We start from the raw sequence: 19,462 nt of genomic DNA, 5'->3' as shown, positions 1-19,462 counted from the left end.
CGGCGCGCCGAAGCCGTCGGCGCGCCGCTCTCTCTTCAAACCCGAGTGCGGAGACAGTCCATGACCAAGTCGTCCATCGAAGGGGGAAGCACGGCCATCGCCGTGTCAGGGCTGCAGGCCCAGAAGAAACGCATCCAAGTCCTGGCCGAAAACATCGCCAACGCCAATTCGACCGCACGCACCGCCGGCGGCGAGCCCTATCGCCGGCAGATCCCTGTGTTTAAGGTCGAACCCATGGGCGGCGACGAAGGCGTGGTGATGAGCGGCGTGAAAGCCGATCCCAAACCATTCCCGCAAGCCTACGATCCCGGCCACCCGGCCGCCAACGCCGCTGGCTACGTCCTGCTGCCAAACGTCAACAGCCTAGCCGAAAGCCTGGACCTCAAGCAGGCCATGAAGGCCTACGAGGCAAACCTCAACGTCCTCGACGCCCAGGACGCGATGGAAAAGGCGACCCTCTCCATTCTCGACAAGAAATAGAGCCCCGGATCGCGCGCGACGCCCGCCTTTGACGGGTTTCGCGCGTTGATCCCTCAAATTTGACGGCCACGCTCAGAAACGCGGGCAAAGGGAGATCGAAACGATGGGAGCAGGACACGATCACGGCGCGAGCCAGGCCAATGGCCGAAGGCTCGCCATAGCCCTGGCGCTGACCTCCACGTTCCTGATCGCCGAGGTCGTGGCGGGCATCGTCTTCAACAGCTTGGCGCTCTTGTCCGACGCCGCCCACATGTTCACCGACGCCGCTGCCTTGGCCATCGCCTTGGCGGCAATCCGGGTCGGCCAGAAGAAGGCGAACGAGGAGTTCACGTTCGGCTATCGCCGTTTCGAGATCCTGGCGGCGGCTTTCAACGCCATCCTGCTATTCGGCGTCGCTATCTACGTGCTGGTGGAAGGGGTCAAGCGCATCGTCGCGCCCGAACCGGTACAGTCGACCGGAATGTTCATCGTCGCCGTGCTGGGCCTGGTCATCAACCTGATCTCCATGCGCCTACTCAGCAGCCACAAAGACAAGAGCCTTAACATCAAGGGCGCCTATCTTGAGGTTTGGGCCGACATGCTCGGCTCGCTCGGCGTAATCGTCGGTGCCATCGTCATCAAGTTCACCGGCTGGCGCTTCGTCGATCCGATCGTGGCCATCGGCATCGGCCTGTGGGTGCTGCCGCGCACCTGGATTCTGCTGAAGGACACCAGCCGCATCCTGCTGGAAGGCGCCCCTCCAGGCATGGCGCTGGCCGGCGTGCGCAAGGCCATTTCCGAGACCGCGGGCGTCGCCAGCGTCCACGAGCTGCATCTGTGGACCACCGGCGCCGACCAGGCGGTCTGCACCGTCCATGTTGTGCTGTCGGACGGCGCGGACGGCGAGACGGTCCGCAAGGCGATCGCGACGCGGCTGGAGACCGATTTCGACCTGCATCACGTCACCATCCAGACAGAGGTCGTCGAGTGCGCCGAAGAGGACCGGAACGCTTAGGGCGCCGGTCGCAACCTGGTTTGCCCGTCCCAGGGTTTGCGGCGGGCCATGGCTTTGGAGAGCGAGGTAAGCGCGTGATCGAAGATGAACTACACATCCTTCGGATCTACCTGGACGCCGGCGCGACCCTGAACGGTCTGGCCTATGACGCGGTGCTGATTGAGCGGGCCCGGGCCATGGACATCGCCGGCGCGGCGGTACTGCGCATCGAGGAGGCCTTCGGCGCGGCGGTCTTGCACGGCGCCAACGCGCGCGATCTGGCGCCCGACCAGCACCTGATCGTCGAGATGGTCGACATCCGATCCAAGCTCGACGCTCTGGCGGCGACCCTCGAGGTGGCCGCTGACGTCGGGCTGGCGACCTTGGGCAAGGTCCAGATCATCGCCCATGGCGGCCATCGTCACCACACCGGCGCGCCATCCGCCTAGCGTGGGCGCGCCACGCAACAACCACGACCTGACAGGGTCCTGTCTCCAGGAGCAGCCGATGACCTCTCCCAACAAGCCGTCATCGTCCGATGCGCCGGCGCCCGATGCGCAACCCAGCAAGGACGGCGGCATGATCGACGAGGGCGGCCCTACCGGCGGTCCCGTCGAGGGTGTCGAAGACGAGACCGAGACCCGCCGCGACGGCGGCATGATCGGCGAGGGCTAGACAGCGCGCGGACATTTTGGGGCCGTCACGGCTACTGGTGACGGTCCGCCGCCAGACCACCAACCGCCGGGGGGCGACATGTATCCAGCTGATCTCAAATCCCTGACAGGCCTGCGCATCGTCGCGGCCGCCTGGGTGCTCGTCTACCACTTCCGCAACCGGCTGGGCTTGGACCTCGAGCGGTTCGGCCTGATCGACAAAGGCTATCTGGGCGTCGACCTCTTCTTCATCCTGTCGGGCTTCATCCTGTCCCACGTCTATGTAAAGGCTTGGACCGAAGGACGCTCTGCGTACGGCTCCTTCCTCTGGGCCCGTCTGGCCCGACTCTATCCGGTGCATCTGCTGACCTTGGGGGCGACCATCGTCCTGTGGGCCCTGGGCCGCTGGGCGGGCGCCAGTTTCGAGGCCCAGGCCTTCGACCCGAGCGCCATCCCTCAGCACCTCCTGCTGATCCATGCCTGGTGGTCGACGCCGACCGTGCAATGGAACTTTCCTTCCTGGTCGATCTCGGCCGAATGGTTCGCCTATCTAGCGTTCCCGGTCGCGGCCATCGCCTCCGTCGCTTTTCGCGCGCGTCCGGTGCTGGCGGTGGTCCTGGCGGCGGTCTTGTTCTTCGCGCTCGACGCCATCGTCCAGGCCTTCGGCGGATCACTGACCCGCCTGACCGCGCAGGGCGGGGCGCTACGCATCGTGCCGTCGTTCGCCATGGGCGTGGCCTTGCATCGGCTTGGCGCGACGCGGTCGATGCCGCCGGCGATGGCCCCGCTGGGCGCGGGCCTGGCCGTGGCCTGGATCGTGCTGTCCACAACTCTGGGGCTGGCCGATCGCTGGACCTGGCCGGGCCTGGCGGCCTTGATCTTCTGCCTGGCCGAAGGCGACAAGTCCGGGCGCGCCAGTGTCCTGGCCCTGCCTCTGGCGATCTATCTCGGCGAGGTCTCCTATGCGGTCTACATGACCCATTTGCCGGTCGACATCGCCTATTTCGAAGTGCTTGACCGCCTCACGACGCCGTTGACTGGCGTCTTGGCATGGACCGCGTGGTTCGGGGTGCTGGCGGTCTGCTTGCTGGTGTCGGTGCTGGTCTATCATGTCGTCGAACGACCTGCGCGGCGCTGGCTGCGCGAGAACGATCCATTCCGCGGGTTCGCCAAGTAATGCCCAGGAGGCCTGTCGCCCGCCAGGCGGTCCTGGCGGGCGTGTCTGGACGATGCTCTAACCTTCGTCGCTGGCCGTCTCCGGGCGCCGGATCACTTCGGACCGGGCGCGGATTGGCGCGACGGCGCCGCCAAAGCCGATCACGAAGGTGGAGTCGATGCCGCCCCAACTGATCGACACGTGGGCCACGAAGATCAGCGGCTCGCGTACCTTGACCATAGATTCCAGGCGGCGGCCACGCCGGGCGAAGTCAAAGCGCTGGCCAAGGCCATCCGGGCGGATCGTGGTCACGACGACGTCGCCCGGTTTGAGATCATGATCACGGCAGGTCACCTGAAATCGCCAGCCGGCGTGGCGGCGGACGATGTCCAGCCGAAACCGCCCATTCTCCAGGTCGATGCGGTGTGAGTCGTCGGGCTGGCGATAGAGGCTGAGGATCTCCTCCGCCTGACGCTGCCAGAGCCAAACCAGGGTGGCGATCAGGACAATCAGAATCAGGAGCAAGGCGGCCGTCAAAGCCCAGGGATGGGCGGCGGCATAGAGCGTCAGATCGTGGATCGGGGTCACGGAGCGACGCTCCCGTGCTGGGCCGATGACGACAGAATAGAGCCGCGCATGGGCGCGTGGAGCCGCGGCGTGCGGCCGGAAGACTTCAGAAACATGGGAATCCTCGAACACGAAGGGCGCGGTTAGGGCCGCGCGAGCTAGGCGATGGGTTCGAGGTGAGCTCTAGGAGGGCGGTCTTGCGGGTTGCCAGTCAGGCCGGCGCGATAGTCGTTCTCGAGCTGGAACAGGGCGGCCGACAGGGCGGAAACGGTTGGTCCCGCCGCAGCGGAGGTAAGGCCGTGTAGGGGTGGGCCATCGGCATGGTGGTGATGCGGGCTCGACGCCGGCGCATCGGAGGTATGCGGTTCGCTCGCCGGCTGGATTGCGACGTTGATCAGGTCGGCCGGCGTTTCTTCTGCGACGGTCGGCCGGATGCTGGCGGAAGCATGGGGAGCGCTGGCGCCGAGGGCCAGGAACCGTTCGGCATGGAGATGGGCCTGTTCGACCGGCGTCTGCACGGCAAGCGCGGTCAGCAGGAGAATGGCGAGGGCCACCACCACCTGACGAACCCGAATGAACGCGACAGTGCCCACGGCTTTCCCGGTCAAATCAACCTAGCCATTGTCGCGCTTTCGCCCGTCATCTTCAACGTCCAATGCCCTTGGTGAAGCCGGCTCGCCGCCGGTTTCTCGTTCCGGCGTTGGGACGAGATCGAGGCCTTGGCCAGACCGCGCAAGCGTCCAGCGCGGCGACGCGGTCATTGACGTCGCCGTCGAAGCGCTTAGTGATCACCCCCTGACTGCGGCGGTTGTTCGGGATGGCGGACGACCTGAACCATCTGCCCTTCGCCGTGAGTTTGAACCGGCACACCAGTCGGATCATTAAGCAGAACCTCTAGGTCAGTCTGGGCATGGTGGTGGTGCTGATTCCGGCCACGCTGTTTGGCCTGAAGGTCGGCGCGGCCGTGATCTTTCACGAGGGTTCGACCCCGCTGGTCGTCGCGAACGCCCTGCGACTGCTGGCTATCGCGACAGGACCGCGTGACGGCGCCCAGTTGACCCGCAGCATCGGGCGGTGGAGCGACACGGCGTTGGGTAATCGTTTCAGCAAGATGCTGGTCGATTTTGAAATGGTCGAGACGGACGCTGGACGAGGCCCCAGATGGTGGTTCAGATCGGAGGCGCCGTGGCCGGGGCTAGCGCCAACTCGACACCTATGACCCTGCTCTGCGACAAGGATCGTCCGATGAAGCGTTCCGACAGGCTTGCGCGTCAAGGCCGTCAACCCAGCGGTTGGCTCGGCCATATCGTTGGCCGGATCATGGCTCGAGAGACCCACCAGGCCAATCTGGTCGCCCTGGATCAATTGGATCTGCAGCCGGAAGATCGCTTGCTTGAGATTGGGTTCGGCCACGGCCGGACCCTGGCCACGGCGGCCAAGCGCATCACCAGCGGTCGGCTGGCGGGAATTGATCCTTCCGAGGTGATGATGAAAATCGCGCGCGGGCGAAACGCCAGAGCGCTGCGCAGCGGAAGAATGGCTTTGGCCTTGGGGGGGAGTGATCGATTGCCCTATCCGTCGGGCGAGTTCGACAAGGTGCTCAGTGTCCACACCATCTACTTCTGGACTGCCCCCGAACGCGACTTGGCGGAAGTCCATCGTGTCATGGCGCCGGGCGCGCGTCTGGTTATCGGCTATCGGCCCAGCGAGGATCTGGGGTTTGGTCGGGATTTTCCGGCAACGATCTACAACATCCGTTCGGTCGCCCAGATCGAGCGCTTGGTGGGCGAGGCCGGGTTCACCGATATTGTCACGTTACGCCGACCGCACGGCGCGGGCCTAATGGCCTGGACGAGCGCGCGCTCGAAGACCTCCGGGGCGGCCGGCGGCGCGTCGGACACCCTGATGCTCGCCGGCGCACTGGCCTCGGGGCAGATCCAGGGGCCGGTTCGGCAAATCCTTGGACGCTAGAGCCCGCCGCAGGGCGGCCCCTAGGGCTTGATTTCGAACCGATAGCGCCCGGGCATGTCATGTTCCTCGGTCGCGATTGTCCACGATACGGTGTAGACGCCGGCCTTCAGCCTGCCCTTGATCGGGATGATCAGGGCAGTGCGGGTCTTGTCGGTGGCTAAGGGGCCTGTGGCGATGAGCTTGCCGTCCGGTCCCTCGATCTTGGCGTTCGAGAGCAGGATTTCCAGTTCTTCGCTGAACACGACCTTCACTTCCTGTGGCGCCGCCTTCAGCACCGCCCCGGCGGCGGGACTGCGGGTGATGATCTGCGGATGAGCCATGACGGCGGTGGCGGCCAGAAGGCCGGTGACCGCCACGGCGGCCAGGAGCTTGGGTTTGAAAATCGAAGGTCCTTCTACAGCGGAATAGAGCGGATAGGGCTATGGCGCGGGGATCGTGCGGATCGGCAGGATTCTGGCCTTGTTGCCGGCCTCGCCGGGCGCCACGAGTTGGTAGAAGCCGCTGATCCGCAGCTTGACGACCACAGACTTTGCCGACTGGTTTTGCAGATACCACCCATGGATGCCGTCCATCGGCGCGATCAGCGACCCGCTGGAGGCCGTGCCCGTGGCTTGGCGATACTCGATCACCTTGACCTTCGGCGTCGGCGGGCTTTCGGAATGGAAGTCGTAGTAGAACTCCTCGGGATTGGCGATCCCATCGACGTTCCAGCTATAGACAAGGCTGTCTCCCGCCTTCATCCGAACCTTGTATTCCAGCTCCTCTCCGCCCTGACCGGCGTCGGCGGTGTTGAGCGCAATGTCGATGACGTCCGAGCGATACGGGGTGGTGGAATAGCGCGCCACGGTCTGATCGCTCGGCGCCGCGACGGCGACCTCGTCCTTGGGTGCGGCCAGTCGCGACAGGCCGGTCAGCTTGCCAAGGCCCGTGGGATCCTTGCCGAATTCGGCCGGCAGGACGACGCCGATGAACAGCGCCGCGGCGACGGCCGCCGCACTGGCGACGATGAGCGCCAGACGCTTGCGGCTTGGCGGAGAAACCATGGCGTTGTCGTGAACCATCAGGCCGCGCCTTTCCGAAAGAAGCCGGCGAGCTGGTAGGCGACCAGCAGGAAGCCGGCGGACATCAACGCGCCATTGGCGAGGGTTGCCTGCTTGTCGAAGGCAGGCCGCGAACGCCACCAGGCGACCAGGCCAAGGATCAGGCTCAAGGCCAGCAGCTGACCCAACTCGACCCCGACATTGAAGGCGATCATGTTGCTCAGCAGGCCGTCCGGCGAAAGGTTCAAGGCCTGGAGCTTGGTGGCCAGGCCAAAACCATGGATCAGGCCAAAACCCAGAACCGCGAGCTTGAGGTCAGGCTGGATCCCAAAGGTGGTGCGAAATCCCCCGAGGTTGTCGAAGGCCTTGTAGGCCACAGACAGGCCGATCACCGCATCGACCAGGAACGGGTTGACGTGGATCTGCCCCAGGACGCCGGCCAGCAGGGTAAGGCTGTGACCCAGGCTGAACAGGCTGACATAGATCGCCACGTCCTTCATGCGGCGCAAAAAGAAGATCACCCCCAGCAGGAACAACAGATGATCATAGCCCGTGATCATGTGCTTGGCGCCCAGGTAGAGGAACGCGATCGGCTGGGGGCCATTGCTGGCGGCGACGAAGGCCGCATCCTTGCCTTGCACGCCGTGCGCGCAGGCGAGGCTGGCCGCGCTCAGGACCGTCAGCCATACGAACGTCAAGCCGGCCACGCGCAGCGCGTCGGCCCAAGGCGGACCCTTGGGCCGACGCCAGATCGATGAGTCGGCGATCATGCAAAGCCCCCGTCGTATAGCGATGTCATTACGCGATTGCGAGTGACTTGCAAATCCTGTGGTCGCCGCCAGGCGACGGAGCTTGCTGGCGTCAAGTCGGCCCGGTGCGCGGCCAATGCGCGTGCAACGCGTCGATGACCATTGGATGTTCGTGCTCGGAGCGGGCCGTCGCATGTCCGTCCTTGAGGTGAGGATGATCGGCCGGGAGGTCGTCGTGGCGGTGACGCACGATCTCGGGATCGTGGCGTGGCCAGACATAGAGGGCGACGATCAGGCCTATCAGGGTCAGGCTGGCCAACACCGCCAGGGTCGCGGGCATGCCGATCATGGCGCCTAGCGGGCCGGCGACGGCGTAAGTGACGAGCCAGCAGCCATGCGACAGCGCGAACTGGGCGGCGAACACCGCGCTGCGGTCGGCGTCAGACGCCGAACGCTTCAGCAATCTGCCCGAAGGCGTCAGGATCGCCGAGTAGCAGGCTCCCAGCAGCGGCCATATCACCAGCAGCGCCACCCAATGATCGACGCTCGGGGTTGCAGTCAACCCGAGCATGGCCAGCAAGGCGGCCAGGAGGCCGGCGGCGGCGCTGGCCATGACCGTGCGGTCGCTGATCTTCTCGAGCAGTCGCGGCAAAAGCAGCGCGGCGACCATCGAGCCGCCCCCGAACGCGCCCAGGGCGATGGCGACGTCGTCGGCGCCGCGGCCCAGCAAGGTGCGGACATAGACCACGCTGTTGACGATCACCATGGCGCCGCCAGCGGCCGCGGCGAGGTTCAGCGCGAGCAGGCCACGCAGACGAGGCGTGTGCAGATAGATACGCGCGCCTTTGGTCGTGCGCGCATAGATCCCGCCCTCGCGCGGCGCGGGCTTGGGTTGTGGAACGACCACCGAAACAACGAGGGCGGCCGAGGCCAGAAAGCCGATCACCGTTCCCCCGAACAGCCCATGAAAACTGATCACCGTCAGCAGGGCGGCCGCCAGCATGGGACTGACCAGGCTCTCCATATCGTAGGCCAGGCGCGACAGGGATAGGGCCCGGGTATAGCGGTCCTCTTCGGGCAGAATGTCGGGAATGGCCGCTTGGAAGGCTGGCGTGAAGGCCGCCGAGGCTGACTGCAGCAAGAAAATCAGGACATAGGCCTGCCAGATCTGGGTGACGAACGGCAGCAGGATCGCCACGCTGGCCCGCACCAGATCCATCGACACCAGGAAGGCCCGACGTGGCAGGCGATCGACAAAGGCGTTCGCCACCGGGCCGACCCCGATATAGGCGATCATCTTGATGACCAATGCGCCGCCGAGCACCGCTCCGGCGTTGGCGCCGGCCAGATCATGAGCGAGCAATCCCAGCGCTACGGTCGCCAGACCCGTGCCGACAAGAGCGATGACCTGGGCCAGGAAGAGGTGGCGATAGGTGCGATCGGCAAGCACGCTGAGCATGGCGGGGTCTCCCGGTGAGCCTGGGTCAGGCTTTGAGGGCTAGGGTTCAGGTTATGATCGCGCGGGCCGCCTGGGCGGCGAGAGCCAGGCCGACGATGGTGATCAACGCGCCGGAGGCGTATGGCGCACGCCGGGCAAAGGTCGAGAATGCGTTTCCAAAGCGCCTTTCAGCGTGGCGCATGCCCAAGGCCGCCACGACCCCGACGGTGACCATGGTGATCGCCAAACCGATCGAGAAGCACAGCACCAGTGTCGCGCCCAACGCGATTTGCTTGAGCTGAAGACATAGCAACAGCACCGTGATAGCGGCCGGGCAGGGGATCAACCCGCCGGTCAGGCCAAACAGAATGATCTGCCCGGTGGTGATGTCGCGGCCGGCGAAGCGCTGCTTGATGTCGTTGGCGTGGGCGCGCTCGTGAGCGTCCTGATACCCGGGATCGGAGACGTCGAGGCCGCTATCGCCGTGGCCATGGTCGCCTTCCGCGAAGGCGACATCGAAGTCGTGGCGATGAGCGCCGTGCGCGATCGATAGCCGCGCATCGAAGGCATGGGGCTCAGGGATCGTCTCGATCGATTCCAGGAACTCGCCCTTGTCGGTGAAGGCGAAGATTTGTTTCGCGCCGTCGGGCCGCGTCGTCGTGACGGTGAGTTCGTTGGCCCGCGGCGCAGGCCCGCGTTCGGCGGTGATGCGGAAGCAGGGTGGTATGCCATCCTCGAAGATCGCCAACGCGACCACGCCGTGGCCCGTGTCGATCCGCCGGACTTCGTCGCCATGGTCATGGTCATGACCATGATCCTGCTCGCTGGTCGCGGCGCGCTGCTCGCACCACGTGCGCCAGACCATCCAAAGCGCGACGGCAATGATGATCCCCGCCGAGGCCAGCTGGAACCATGGCTCGGCGGTGTCGAGGTTGAGGTTGCGGCCGAAATAGAGCCCGGCCAGGCCGATGATCCAGACGATCAAGGTATGGGAGGCCGTGGCCGACAGACCCAGCAAGATCGCCTGCCACACCGTGCCGCGCACCGCGACGATGAAGGCCGCCATCATGGTCTTGGAGTGCCCAGGCTCCAGGCCGTGTAGCGCGCCCAACAAGAGGGCGGAGGGAATGAACAGCCAGGCATGCCCTGCGCCTTGGGCGAGAAGTTCGGCGAGGGAAGTCATCGGCGCCTCAAAGGTACTTGGTGATGGTCTTGAGTTCGTCGATCGCCTTGGCCGCCGCCTTGGGGCCGTCTTCGGCGGCATGGGCCAGGCAGTGATCGATGTGGTCGTGGATCAAGGTCTTCTTGGCCGCCGAGACCGCTTTTTCGATGGCGTGCAGTTGCTGAGCTAGGTCCAGGCAGGTGCGGCCGGCCTCGATCATGGCGATCGTCTTACGCAGATGCCCTTCGGCGCGTTTGAGCCGATTGACGATCTCGGGGTGGGTCTCGTGAACGACGTGGGCCATCCACTTATCCTATCCCCCTGGAGGGGATCTTGCAAATCGCGACTTGTTGCGAGTCGGGCTTCGTCAATTGTCAGGCAGGGTCGATGCTGACCTCCAAGGCTCGCTGGCGGCGGCTGGCGACCGCGGCCGGATTTGAGGTTTTCGAAGGCGTCTTCAATCGCGGTTGGTTGGTGGTGCTGGCCAAGCCGCGTGAGTGAACGGCGCCGCCCTGCCTGGCGGATCAGCCGGTCTTGCGGAACAGGCACCAGTTGAAAGCCTGGACCCCGCCCGCGGGCGTCACGTGATCTTCCCGCCAGCTGGCTTGCAAACGAAAGGCCGCGCCCAACTCGGCCGCTAGGCTATCAGGGCCGTACTGGACGATTGGCAGACCGCTGCAGCGTTCGGGACCGCCCAGGGCAAAGGTCGCCATCAGAAGCGCGCCGCCAGGCTGGAGGCCTTGCTCGAGCGCGGCGCGGTAGCCGGCGCGATCCGCAGCGTCGGTCAGGAAGTGAAACACCGCGCGGTCGTGCCAGATCGCATAGCTGCGGCCTGGCCTCCAGGCGGTGATGTCCGCGGCGATCCACTGCACGTCGTCGGCCCGCTCGCCCAATTGGATCCTGGCCACATCCAGGGCCGGCTTGGCGATGTCCAGCACGGTCAGGTCCCGCCAGCCCAAGTCGAGCAGGGCGGCGGCAAGGGTGGAAGCCCCGCCGCCCACATCGATGAGCGAAGCGGGGCCCGCCAAATCTAGTCGGGCCAGGGCGTCGAGCGACGGCTCGGGCTTTTGTTGATACCAGCTGACCGTGTTGGCCGGCTTGGTGGCATAGACGGTGTCCCAATGGTCGGCGCGCTCGGTCATGGTCGTCCTCAGGTCTTTGGGCGGCAAGATCGCTCCGAAGATGGAGACGCCCCCGCCGCTTGGCCATCGCCAAAGGGCAGGGGCGTCGTCCAACGTCACTGCGGCAGACGGCGCGCAGCCCCGCGGCGGCGCGAGGCCAGGGCGTAGAGCGCCGGCAGCACCAGAAGGGTCAGGATCGTCGAGGAGACGATGCCGCCGATCACCACGGTCGCCAGTGGTCGCTGGACCTCCGAACCGGCCCCGACATTGAACGCCATCGGCACGAAGCCGAGACTGGCGACCAGGGCGGTCATCAGCACCGGCCGCAGGCGCGCCAGGGCGCCCTCACGGATCGCGTCCTCAAGGTCCTTGCCTTCGTCGATCAGGCTGCGAATGAAGGTGATCATCACCACCCCGTTCAGCACCGCCACGCCGGAAAGAGCGATGAACCCGACCGCCGCCGAGATCGACAACGGCAGGCCGCGCATCATCAGGGCGGCGACCCCGCCGGTCAGGGCCAAGGGCACGCCTGAGAACACCACGCCGGCGTCCTTCCAGGACCGGAAGAGCAGGAACAGCAGGCCGAAGATCACCAGGAGCGCGGCGGGCACGACCAATTGCAGACGCCGCGCGGCCGAGGTCAGCTGCTCGAACGTACCGCCATAGTCGACCCAGTAACCGGTCGGGACCTCCACCTGTTCGTCCACCGCCTTCTGGAGGGCGATGACGAACGAGCCCAGATCGCGTCCCCGGACGTTGGTGGTGACCACGACCTTGCGCTTGCCGTCGGCGCGGCCGATCTGGTTGGGACCGATCACCATCTCGACCTTGGCGACGTCGGCGAGCGGGACAAAGCCCCGGGCGCCGTCTGAGGCGGGCAGGGGAATCTGCAGCCGTCCGATCGCATCGACATCGCGCCGCAAGGTCTCAGGCAGGCGCACCACGATGTCGAAGCGCCGGTCCCCCTCGAAGATCTGACCGGCGCTCTCGCCGCCGATGGAGGCGGAAACCACGTCCTGCACGTCGGCGATGTTGAGGCCGAACCGCGCCAGGGCGTCGCGGTCCGGGGTGATCTGCAGCACCGGCAGGCCGGTGGTCTGCTCGACCTTGACGTCCTGGGCGCCCTCGATCGTGCCGACCACTTCTTCGATGGCCTGACCGGTCTTGAGCAGGACCTCGAGATCGTCGCCGTAGACATTGATCGCCACGTCCGAACGCACCCCGGAAATGAGTTCATTGAACCGCATCTGGATCGGCTGGGTGAACTCGTAGTTGTTGCCGGGAACCTTCTCGACGGCCTCCTGCAGTTCGGCGACCAGTTGAGCCTTGGGTTTACGCGGATCGGGCCAATCCTTGCGATCCTTCAGCAACACGAAGGTGTCGGCGACGCTGGGCGGCATCGGGTCGGTGGCGACCTCGGCGGTGCCGAGCTTGGCGACGACCTTGTCGACCTCGGGAAACTGCTTGATCCGCGCCTCCAGCGCCGTCTGCATCTTCACCGCCTGGGTCAGGCTGGTGCCGGGGATACGAAGCGCGTGCAGGGCGATGTCGCCTTCATCCAGGTTTGGAATGAACTCCGATCCCATACGCGAGGCCGCCAGACCCGCGAGCAGCACCAAGACGACGGCGGCGGCGACGAAGGCGGTCTTGAACCGCAAGGCCGTGGCCAGGGCGGGCTCATAGGTCCGCCGGGCCAAGCTCATCAGCTTGCTCTCCTTCTCCTCGACCTTGCCGGTGACGAACAGGGCCACCGCGGCCGGAACGAAGGTCAGGGACAGCAGCAGGGCTGAGGTCAGGGCGATGACGACGGTGATCGCCATCGGGTGGAACATCTTCCCCTCCACCCCGGTCAGGGCGAAGATCGGCACATAGACCAAGGTGATGATCAGGACGCCAAACAGCGAAGGCTTGATCACTTCGCCGCTGGCCTCGGCGGCCAGGGCGAAGCGCTCGTCGCGCGACAGCAGGCGACCCAGCTGGTGCTGGGCCATGCCAAATCGCCTCAGGCAGTTTTCGACGATGATCACCGCGCCATCGACGATCAGGCCAAAGTCCAGCGCCCCCAGGCTCATCAGATTGCCGGAGGTGCGGGTCTGGACCATGCCGGTGATGGTCATCAGCATCGCCAGCGGGATGACCGCGGCGGTGATCAGGGCGGCGCGGATGTTCCCCAGCAGCAGGAAGAGCACCACGATCACCAGAAGCGCGCCTTCGACCAGGTTCTTCTCGACCGTGGCGATGGTGCGATCGACCAGCTTGGTGCGGTCATAGATCGGCTTGGCGGTCACCCCGGCCGGAAGCGCCTTCGCGGCGACCTCAAGCTTGGCGGCCACGGCGCGCGAGACCGTGCGGCTGTTCTCGCCGACCAGCATCATCACCGTACCCAGCACCACCTCGTGACCGTTCTCCGTGGCCGCGCCCGTGCGCAGTTCTTCGCCCATCACCACGTCGGCGACATCGGCGACACGGATCGGCGCACCGCCACGATTGGCCACCACGATCCGTTCCAGGTCGGCGATGCCGGCGGCCTGGCCCGGCGTGCGGACCAGATACTGCTCGCCATAGCGCTCGACATAGCCGGCCCCGACATTGGCGTTGTTCTTTTCGAGCGCCGCGATCACCTCGTCCATGGTCACGCCATAGGCCGCCAAGCGCTGTGGCCAGGGCGTGACGTGATACTGCCGAACATAGCCGCCGATGGTGTTGACCTCGGTGACCCCAGGCGTGTTGCGCAGCTGCGGCCGGATCACCCAGTCCTGAAGCGTGCGCAGGTCCTCGGGCGTATAGGCGCCGCCGCCGGGCTTGCGCGCCCCGGGGCTGGCTTCGAGCGTGTACATGAAGATCTCGCCCAGGCCGGTGGCGATCGGGCCGAGCGCGGGTTCGATCCCCTTGGGAAGTTGGCCTCGAACCGTCTGCAGGCGCTCGTTGATCAACTGGCGCGCGAAATAGAGATCGGTCCCATCGCGGAACACGGCGGTGACTTGGCTGAGGCCATAGCGCGAGATCGAGCGGGTGTATTGCAGGCCCGGCACGCCGGCGATGGCGGTCTCGACCGGGAACGTGACCCGTTGCTCGGCCTCCAGGGGCGAGTATCCCGTCGCCTCGGTGTTGATCTGGACCTGGACGTTGGTGATATCGGGCGTGGCGTCGATGGGCAGGCGCTGGAAGCTCCAGACGCCCAGACCCGCCAGAACGACGACGAAGGCCATGACCGCCCAGCGATGGGCGATCGAGGCGGTGATGATGCGGTTCAGCATGACGCCCCCCTAGTGGTCATGGCTCGCGCCGGACTTTTCGATGTCCGCGCGAATGAGGAAGGCGCCGTCGGTGACGTACCGAGTCCCGGGCTCCAGCCCGCCCAAGACTTCCGTCCACTCGGGCGTGCGCACGCCAAGCTCCAGCATCCTCACCTCGTAGGTGTCGCCGACCTGGGCGAAGACGACATCGAAATCGCGGAAACGCTGGATGGCCTTGGTCCGCACCGCCAGCGGCGCGGGTCGCGAGGCGACGGTGACCGCCCCCTCCACGCCCAGGCCCGGGCGCCAGGCAGGGCCTGCGCCGTCCGGCAGATGGACGTGGGCCAATTGGGTCTGGCTGGTCATATCCGCCGAGGGCAGAATCGACTCCACAGTGGCCAGGATCCGGTCGGCTCCCGACAGGCTGCGCACCTCGACCTGTTGGCCCACGCGCACCCGTTCGGAATCACGCGGATAGACGAACAGTTCCGCGTGCAGCTTGGTGGGATCGGCGATCACGAAGATCGGCCGATCATAGGCGACATCGCCGACATTGCTGTTCTTCTCGATGATCTGCCCCGAAATCGGGGCCGGGATCGAATAGGTCTGCAGACTTTCCGAAGACTCCACGCGGGCCAGGATCTGGCCCTTGCGGACCATTTGCCCCAGCTCTCCGCGCAGGCTCATGATCCGGCCGGGATACCAGGCGCGAACCTCGCCCTTGCCTTCGGGGGTCACTTCGATGCGACCGCTAAGTCTCACCGTCTCGCCCAAGGCGGCCGGACCGGCGACCTCCACCTTCACGCCGCCGGCCTGGGCGGCCTGGGCCGACAGGGTGGTGCGGCCTTCATAGGAGGCATAGCGCCAGGCGTGCGCCTTGCCGCCCTCGCGGGCGCTGACCGACACATCGAACGAGTGCGGCTCGCGAACGACGCCCGCCCCGCGCAGATAGTCCTCCTGCGGATTGAAGGTGAAGCGATCCACCTTGCCGCCCAGGCGCGTCAGGGCGACGTCGAGCGCGACTTGGCGCGGATCGATCGGCTTGTCCTTGCGATAGGGATAGAAGCGGAATTCTGGCTCCACGCCCGTCTCGAAGATCGTCACTTCCAGACTGAAATCGCCGTCGCGCAGCAAGCGGCCGTTGTGAGGGCCGCGCTCGAACTCGGCTTCGGCTTGACCATGTTCATCGGGCTTGGCGGTCTTGTCGCCCGCGCCGCAGGCGCTCAGGCCCAGCGCGGCGGACGTCAGCAGCAAGGCCCAGAAGGGGCGGCGGGTCAGGGTCGGGCTCATGGCTGCATCTCCGTGCGGGCGAGCATCGCGTGCGCGCCGGTCAGGCGATCCAGGGCCGCCCCGTCTTGATGGAAGGATTTGAGGATCTCGACGCGCCGGGTCTTGGCGTCGATCAAGGCGCGCTGAGCCGCCAGGACGTCGAGATAGCTGAAACCGCCGCGATTGAAGCCGTCGCGCACCAGGGTGACGGCGCGCTCGGCGTTGGGCAGCACGTCCGTATCGGTCTTGCGCAGTTCGGCCGCCGCCGCCGCCCGCCGGGCGATCAGGCGCGCGATCTCGCGCTCGCGCTCGATCTGGAAGGCGCCCAGATCGGCGGCGATTGCGGTCCGCTCGGCTCGCGCCCGGTCGATGGCGCCGCGGTTGGTGTCGTAGCGCCCCAGGGGAATTGTGGCGCCGACCACAAGGGCCACCGCGCCGTCGTCTTGCAGGTGGCGAACGCCCAGGCTGACGGTCGGGTCCTGAACCGCACGGGCCTGTTCCAGGGCGATGCGGGCGGCGGCGACATCTTGCTCGACGGTAAGCAGTTTGACGTCCGGGGTTTGGGCGCCCGCCAAGCCTCCGGGGTTCTGGGTGTCCTCGAAGAGCCCGCGGGGAACTGAAAAGGCCGCAGACCCACCCCAATAGGCGGCCAACGCTGTGCGTGCGTCGCGCTCGTTGGTCTGGGCGCGATCGAGGCTGACCTGGGCTTGGGCGACTTCGGCGTCAGCGCGAGCGCCGGCGAACAAGGGGTCGCGCGCGCCGGCGACCCGGCGGCTGACCTCGCGCTCGGCCCGCTGAGCGACCGCCAGGCGCTCTCGCGCCACCTCGACCTCGGCTTGGGTGGCCAGGACGTCGACCCAGGCCAGTTGCACGGCCTTGGCCAGATCCAGCCGTCGGACCTGGGCGCGGGCCTCGACCAGGCCGATTTCGCGCTCGGCCAGGGTCGTGCGCGCCTGGCGTTTGCCCCCACGCTCGAAGGTCTGCTGGTAGGAGAATGTCGTTTCGCTTCGCCCCAGGACCGAGAACGGTCCGCTGCCGGTGAAGTTCTCGACCTCCAGGCCGAGGCTGGGATTGGGCCGAACATTGGCCTGGCGGACGCCGGCTTTTGACGCGTCGAGGCGAGCTTGGACACCGGCCAGCGAAGGATCGGCGCTCAGGCTTCGACGCAGGACGTCGTCCAAGGACAGGGAGGATGGCGGGGACTGGGCGAGAGCGGGCGCGGCGGCCAGAAGGGCGGCGCTCACCATGAGCGCGCGCACAGAGGCCGTCAGGCGACGCGCGGGCGCGCGGCCCGGCGAGGTCGGGGGCATGGAAATCTCCAAGGCAGGGATCGGCGCGGCCAAAAGGTCCACGCGGGTTCAGACGATAGGAGTCTGGATCAGGCCTTGGGGGGGCGTTCGATACCGTAGCCGGAAAGGCCGGTGCGCATCAGGCTGGTCGCGGGAGGGGCGTCCTGACCTCGAAAGGGCTGGTGCTTGGCGGCTGCGGGGTCGCACAAAAGGCCGACAGAATGATGATCCGTGTGATGGTGGTCCGGCTTGTCACCCGGATCGGCCGGCTTGTCTCCACCATCATCGTCGTGATCATCGACCGCATCGGCCATGGCTTCAGCGAAGTGATGGCCAGTGTGGTCCGCCATCTCGAAGGCTTGCGCGGTCGTGTGAATGGCGAGCAACAGCGCCATCGCCATGCACAGCATGGGGATCCAACCGTTCGTCCTTCGCAGTATCGCAAGGCTCATAGGGGTCCTGATGCGTCAACCACGCCAGGGATGCAAGGCGTCTGGACGTCGCGGGCGGCTTGAAGCCAGAGCTTCAAGCCTTCCCCGCATGACCGTCGCCCCCTTTACGGCCCGTCCCGCAACACGCGCCGCCATCCTGCTGGATAGGGGGACAGGGAACGTCGCCATAGGAGCAATAGACGCAGCAGTCGCCGAACTTAGGCTTGAGCACAGCGCCGCAACCGCGGCAGTCGTAGAAATACTGGCAGGCGTCGGTGGGCATGGTCTCGGTCGCCCGGTGGCCGCACTGTGGACAGGTCAGGGTGGAGGTCGGTTCGATCATGGTGGCTATCCGCGCATGTTTCGGATCAGGGCCAGGGCCCAGGGCTCGATCATCGGCCGCCAGATCAGCGACAGAACCACCAAGACGGTGGCCACGCCCAGCAGGTTCGTCCCAAGCCGCGAGGGCGCAGCGCAGGCGCTGTCGGTCCGGCACGCCCGCGCCCGCCGCCAGGTCAGGACCCAGCCCGCGCCGACGGCGCCCAGCGACAGGAGGGTAAGCCAGCTTCGCTGACCCGCCATCCAGCCCAGGCCGCTGAGGCCCAGGCCCGCGAGGGCCAGGGACATCGGCAGGACGCAACAGGCAGCCCAGGCCAGGACAGCGCCCGTCGCCGCGGCCAGAGCCGCCCAGGTCAGGGCCGCCTCGGCTGGCGCGCCGCTGCGGTCCTTGTCCGGAGTTGCGGGTCCATTTGATGTCGTCATGCCGTGGTCTCCTGGTTCGACGCGCGTCAGGATGCCATCTGTAGTCACTACAGACTCAAGTCCCGATTTTAGGCCACCCTCCCATGACCGACACCGCGCTCCAGATCGGCGAACTCTCCCGCCGCACGGGCTGCAACATCGAGACGATCCGTTACTATGAACGGATCGGCCTGATTTCCGCCCCGCCGCGGCGTGGACGCTATCGAAGCTATGGCGCGCGGGATGTCGAGCGACTGAGCTTCGTGCGCAGGGCGCGAGAGCTGGGGTTCAAATTGGACGAGGTGCGGGCCTTGCTGGCCCTGGCGACCGACGACCCGGCCGCCTGCGCCGAAGCGCGTGACCTGGCCGCGGCGCATCTTGTCGACGTGCGTGCGCGGATCGCCGATCTTCGGCGCATGGAACGGGTCTTGGCGGACTCGGTGAAGGCTTGCGAGGCCGGGCGCGAGCCTGGGTGCCCTCTGATCCAGACGCTCTGCGCGAAGGGCGACGGCGCGGTGGGCGTCCAGATGCTGTCCGAGACGACTTCGAGGCCTTGAGCGCCTTTGGCGATGAAGCCGCGGACGCGGATCGTGGTCCGCGTCCGCGGCCCGGCGTCGCTATCGCCGGGTGATCGCGGTGACCTCGCCCGCGCCGTCATGGAGCTTGAGGTCGAAGGCGACCTTGTCGCCGACCGCCACGCCGTCCAACAGGGCCGGCGCGATCTTGAATCCCATGGTCATGGCCGGCCAGCCGGCCTCGGGGATGGCTTCGTGGTCGAGGGTGATCGTCCCGGCGGCCTTGTCGATCGCGGTGACCACGCCGACGCCCTTGGCCATCTTGTCGGCGGGCGCCATGTCCATGCCGGCCATGGCGTTGCTCGCCGCCGGGGCGGGCGCGACGGCCGGCGCCGGCGTGGCGGGCACCGCCGGGGCCTCGGTCTTGCGGCCGCAGGCGGCCAGGCTGGTCGTCGCCAGAAGGGCGGCCAGGGTCAGGGCAAGGGTTTTCATCGGCAGTTCTCCTAGGTTGAGGGGATAGCGGAAAGGGTGGTTCGGGCCTGCCGGCGGCGCAGCAGCAGGTATCCGGCCGGGATCACGAACATCGACAGCAGCGGCGCGGTGAGCATGCCGCCGATCATCGGGGCGGCGATGCGGCTCATGACTTCGGAGCCGGCGCCATGGCCCCAAAG

At 66.5% G+C, this 19,462-nt stretch carries 23 protein-coding genes and 1 pseudogene; 8 read left to right on the top strand and 16 right to left on the bottom strand.

The window, feature by feature from the left end; all coding sequences use genetic code 11:
* The first annotated feature begins 60 nt into the window (after window positions 1-60).
* The 5 genes from flgC to AC1RJ9_RS20000 all read left to right on the top strand — a co-directional run bounded on the left by flgC (window position 61) and on the right by AC1RJ9_RS20000 (window position 3,283).
* A complete protein-coding gene (gene flgC / locus AC1RJ9_RS20020) occupies window positions 61-480 on the top strand; it encodes a flagellar basal body rod protein FlgC (protein ID WP_492839721.1) in 420 nt (139 codons plus the stop codon).
* Window positions 481-583: 103 nt separating this feature from the next.
* Window positions 584-1,474, top strand: coding sequence for a cation diffusion facilitator family transporter (locus tag AC1RJ9_RS20015; protein WP_492839720.1), 891 nt, complete (start codon window positions 584-586; stop codon window positions 1,472-1,474).
* A gap of 74 nt (window positions 1,475-1,548) precedes the next feature.
* Window positions 1,549-1,902: a DUF190 domain-containing protein gene (locus AC1RJ9_RS20010; RefSeq protein WP_492839719.1), complete on the top strand. Its 354-nt coding sequence runs from the start codon at window positions 1,549-1,551 to the stop codon at window positions 1,900-1,902.
* A 58-nt stretch (window positions 1,903-1,960) separates the two neighbouring features.
* The gene (locus AC1RJ9_RS20005; RefSeq protein ID WP_492839718.1) at window positions 1,961-2,128 is read left to right on the top strand and encodes a hypothetical protein; all 168 of its coding nucleotides are present in this window, start codon (window positions 1,961-1,963) and stop codon (window positions 2,126-2,128) included.
* Between the two features lie 78 nt (window positions 2,129-2,206).
* On the top strand, window positions 2,207-3,283 hold the full coding sequence (locus AC1RJ9_RS20000) for an acyltransferase family protein (RefSeq protein WP_492839717.1): 1,077 nt from the start codon (window positions 2,207-2,209) through the stop codon (window positions 3,281-3,283).
* Window positions 3,284-3,340: 57 nt separating this feature from the next.
* On the opposite strand, the gene AC1RJ9_RS19995 is transcribed toward AC1RJ9_RS20000, so the two are convergent.
* Window positions 3,341-3,961 carry a hypothetical protein gene (locus tag AC1RJ9_RS19995; RefSeq protein WP_492839716.1) on the bottom strand — a complete coding sequence of 207 codons (621 nt, stop codon included), beginning with the start codon at window positions 3,959-3,961 and terminating at the stop codon, window positions 3,341-3,343.
* 26 nt (window positions 3,962-3,987) lie between these two features.
* Window positions 3,988-4,422 (bottom strand): hypothetical protein, encoded by a 435-nt coding sequence (locus AC1RJ9_RS19990; RefSeq protein WP_492839715.1) that lies wholly within the window; start codon window positions 4,420-4,422, stop codon window positions 3,988-3,990.
* A 224-nt stretch (window positions 4,423-4,646) separates the two neighbouring features.
* Between AC1RJ9_RS19990 and AC1RJ9_RS19985 the strand changes: the two are divergent.
* Together AC1RJ9_RS19985 and AC1RJ9_RS19980 are read left to right on the top strand one after the other, a co-directional pair.
* Window positions 4,647-4,873, top strand: a pseudogene (locus tag AC1RJ9_RS19985) (heavy metal translocating P-type ATPase); the annotation flags it as partial.
* 201 nt (window positions 4,874-5,074) lie between these two features.
* Window positions 5,075-5,800 carry a class I SAM-dependent methyltransferase gene (locus AC1RJ9_RS19980; protein ID WP_492839714.1) on the top strand — a complete coding sequence of 242 codons (726 nt, stop codon included), beginning with the start codon at window positions 5,075-5,077 and terminating at the stop codon, window positions 5,798-5,800.
* Window positions 5,801-5,820: 20 nt separating this feature from the next.
* Here AC1RJ9_RS19980 and AC1RJ9_RS19975 read toward each other — a convergent pair whose 3' ends face one another.
* From AC1RJ9_RS19975 to AC1RJ9_RS19915, 13 genes are all read right to left on the bottom strand, one after another.
* Window positions 5,821-6,156 (bottom strand): copper resistance CopC family protein, encoded by a 336-nt coding sequence (locus AC1RJ9_RS19975; RefSeq protein WP_492839713.1) that lies wholly within the window; start codon window positions 6,154-6,156, stop codon window positions 5,821-5,823.
* A gap of 63 nt (window positions 6,157-6,219) precedes the next feature.
* Window positions 6,220-6,861, bottom strand: a complete 642-nt coding sequence (locus tag AC1RJ9_RS19970; protein WP_492839712.1) for a hypothetical protein — start codon at window positions 6,859-6,861, stop codon at window positions 6,220-6,222.
* The gene (locus AC1RJ9_RS19965; protein ID WP_492839711.1) at window positions 6,861-7,610 is read right to left on the bottom strand and encodes a HupE/UreJ family protein; all 750 of its coding nucleotides are present in this window, start codon (window positions 7,608-7,610) and stop codon (window positions 6,861-6,863) included. The genes AC1RJ9_RS19970 and AC1RJ9_RS19965 overlap by 1 nt, the downstream gene beginning before the upstream one ends.
* A 91-nt stretch (window positions 7,611-7,701) precedes the next feature.
* Complete coding sequence (locus AC1RJ9_RS19960; RefSeq protein WP_492839710.1) at window positions 7,702-9,048, bottom strand: MFS transporter; 1,347 nt, start codon at window positions 9,046-9,048, stop codon at window positions 7,702-7,704.
* A 46-nt stretch (window positions 9,049-9,094) separates the two neighbouring features.
* Window positions 9,095-10,210 (bottom strand): nickel/cobalt efflux transporter, encoded by a 1,116-nt coding sequence (locus AC1RJ9_RS19955; protein WP_492839821.1) that lies wholly within the window; start codon window positions 10,208-10,210, stop codon window positions 9,095-9,097.
* Between the two features lie 7 nt (window positions 10,211-10,217).
* Window positions 10,218-10,493 (bottom strand): metal-sensing transcriptional repressor, encoded by a 276-nt coding sequence (locus tag AC1RJ9_RS19950; RefSeq protein ID WP_492839709.1) that lies wholly within the window; start codon window positions 10,491-10,493, stop codon window positions 10,218-10,220.
* A 220-nt stretch (window positions 10,494-10,713) separates the two neighbouring features.
* On the bottom strand, window positions 10,714-11,331 hold the full coding sequence (locus AC1RJ9_RS19945; RefSeq protein ID WP_492839708.1) for a class I SAM-dependent methyltransferase: 618 nt from the start codon (window positions 11,329-11,331) through the stop codon (window positions 10,714-10,716).
* Between the two features lie 95 nt (window positions 11,332-11,426).
* Complete coding sequence (locus AC1RJ9_RS19940) at window positions 11,427-14,567, bottom strand: efflux RND transporter permease subunit (RefSeq protein ID WP_492839707.1); 3,141 nt, start codon at window positions 14,565-14,567, stop codon at window positions 11,427-11,429.
* 9 nt (window positions 14,568-14,576) lie between these two features.
* Window positions 14,577-15,836: an efflux RND transporter periplasmic adaptor subunit gene (locus AC1RJ9_RS19935; protein WP_492839706.1), complete on the bottom strand. Its 1,260-nt coding sequence runs from the start codon at window positions 15,834-15,836 to the stop codon at window positions 14,577-14,579.
* A complete protein-coding gene (locus tag AC1RJ9_RS19930; protein ID WP_492839705.1) occupies window positions 15,833-17,125 on the bottom strand; it encodes a TolC family protein in 1,293 nt (430 codons plus the stop codon). The genes AC1RJ9_RS19935 and AC1RJ9_RS19930 overlap by 4 nt, the downstream gene beginning before the upstream one ends.
* A 68-nt stretch (window positions 17,126-17,193) precedes the next feature.
* Window positions 17,194-17,505, bottom strand: a complete 312-nt coding sequence (locus tag AC1RJ9_RS19925) for a hypothetical protein (protein WP_492839704.1) — start codon at window positions 17,503-17,505, stop codon at window positions 17,194-17,196.
* 124 nt (window positions 17,506-17,629) lie between these two features.
* Window positions 17,630-17,878 (bottom strand): GDCCVxC domain-containing (seleno)protein, encoded by a 249-nt coding sequence (locus AC1RJ9_RS19920; protein WP_492839703.1) that lies wholly within the window; start codon window positions 17,876-17,878, stop codon window positions 17,630-17,632.
* Window positions 17,879-17,883: 5 nt separating this feature from the next.
* Complete coding sequence (locus AC1RJ9_RS19915; RefSeq protein ID WP_492839702.1) at window positions 17,884-18,297, bottom strand: MFS transporter permease; 414 nt, start codon at window positions 18,295-18,297, stop codon at window positions 17,884-17,886.
* Between the two features lie 83 nt (window positions 18,298-18,380).
* Between AC1RJ9_RS19915 and AC1RJ9_RS19910 the strand changes: the two genes are divergently transcribed.
* Entirely contained in the window at window positions 18,381-18,833 is a 453-nt protein-coding gene (locus tag AC1RJ9_RS19910) for a MerR family transcriptional regulator (protein WP_492839701.1), read from the top strand.
* 60 nt (window positions 18,834-18,893) lie between these two features.
* On the opposite strand, the gene AC1RJ9_RS19905 is transcribed toward AC1RJ9_RS19910, so the two are convergent.
* Window positions 18,894-19,283 carry a copper-binding protein gene (locus AC1RJ9_RS19905; RefSeq protein ID WP_492839700.1) on the bottom strand — a complete coding sequence of 130 codons (390 nt, stop codon included), beginning with the start codon at window positions 19,281-19,283 and terminating at the stop codon, window positions 18,894-18,896.
* Between the last annotated feature and the right edge of the window lie 179 nt (window positions 19,284-19,462).

Source organism: Caulobacter sp. GW822-FHT07D08, from assembly GCF_058798735.1.
The sequence above is the reverse complement of the archived record's forward strand: the minus strand, read 5'-3'. Positions and strand labels throughout refer to the sequence as shown.

Excerpts from the sequence above, each read along its gene's own strand:
- flgC (WP_492839721.1), top strand. The coding sequence starts at position 61 with ATGACCAAGTCGTCCATCGAAGGGGGAAGCACGGCCATCGCCGTGTCA.
- AC1RJ9_RS20015 (WP_492839720.1), top strand. The coding sequence starts at position 584 with ATGGGAGCAGGACACGATCACGGCGCGAGCCAGGCCAATGGCCGAAGG.
- AC1RJ9_RS20005 (WP_492839718.1), top strand. The coding sequence starts at position 1,961 with ATGACCTCTCCCAACAAGCCGTCATCGTCCGATGCGCCGGCGCCCGAT.
- AC1RJ9_RS20000 (WP_492839717.1), top strand. The coding sequence starts at position 2,207 with ATGTATCCAGCTGATCTCAAATCCCTGACAGGCCTGCGCATCGTCGCG.
- AC1RJ9_RS19980 (WP_492839714.1), top strand. The coding sequence starts at position 5,075 with ATGAAGCGTTCCGACAGGCTTGCGCGTCAAGGCCGTCAACCCAGCGGT.
- AC1RJ9_RS19970 (WP_492839712.1), bottom strand. The coding sequence starts at position 6,861 with ATGGTTCACGACAACGCCATGGTTTCTCCGCCAAGCCGCAAGCGTCTG.
- AC1RJ9_RS19965 (WP_492839711.1), bottom strand. The coding sequence starts at position 7,610 with ATGATCGCCGACTCATCGATCTGGCGTCGGCCCAAGGGTCCGCCTTGG.
- AC1RJ9_RS19960 (WP_492839710.1), bottom strand. The coding sequence starts at position 9,048 with ATGCTCAGCGTGCTTGCCGATCGCACCTATCGCCACCTCTTCCTGGCC.
- AC1RJ9_RS19955 (WP_492839821.1), bottom strand. The coding sequence starts at position 10,210 with ATGACTTCCCTCGCCGAACTTCTCGCCCAAGGCGCAGGGCATGCCTGG.
- AC1RJ9_RS19950 (WP_492839709.1), bottom strand. The coding sequence starts at position 10,493 with ATGGCCCACGTCGTTCACGAGACCCACCCCGAGATCGTCAATCGGCTC.
- AC1RJ9_RS19945 (WP_492839708.1), bottom strand. The coding sequence starts at position 11,331 with ATGACCGAGCGCGCCGACCATTGGGACACCGTCTATGCCACCAAGCCG.
- AC1RJ9_RS19940 (WP_492839707.1), bottom strand. The coding sequence starts at position 14,567 with ATGCTGAACCGCATCATCACCGCCTCGATCGCCCATCGCTGGGCGGTC.
- AC1RJ9_RS19935 (WP_492839706.1), bottom strand. The coding sequence starts at position 15,836 with ATGAGCCCGACCCTGACCCGCCGCCCCTTCTGGGCCTTGCTGCTGACG.
- AC1RJ9_RS19930 (WP_492839705.1), bottom strand. The coding sequence starts at position 17,125 with ATGCCCCCGACCTCGCCGGGCCGCGCGCCCGCGCGTCGCCTGACGGCC.
- AC1RJ9_RS19925 (WP_492839704.1), bottom strand. The coding sequence starts at position 17,505 with ATGGCGATGGCGCTGTTGCTCGCCATTCACACGACCGCGCAAGCCTTC.
- AC1RJ9_RS19920 (WP_492839703.1), bottom strand. The coding sequence starts at position 17,878 with ATGATCGAACCGACCTCCACCCTGACCTGTCCACAGTGCGGCCACCGG.
- AC1RJ9_RS19915 (WP_492839702.1), bottom strand. The coding sequence starts at position 18,297 with ATGACGACATCAAATGGACCCGCAACTCCGGACAAGGACCGCAGCGGC.
- AC1RJ9_RS19910 (WP_492839701.1), top strand. The coding sequence starts at position 18,381 with ATGACCGACACCGCGCTCCAGATCGGCGAACTCTCCCGCCGCACGGGC.
- AC1RJ9_RS19905 (WP_492839700.1), bottom strand. The coding sequence starts at position 19,283 with ATGAAAACCCTTGCCCTGACCCTGGCCGCCCTTCTGGCGACGACCAGC.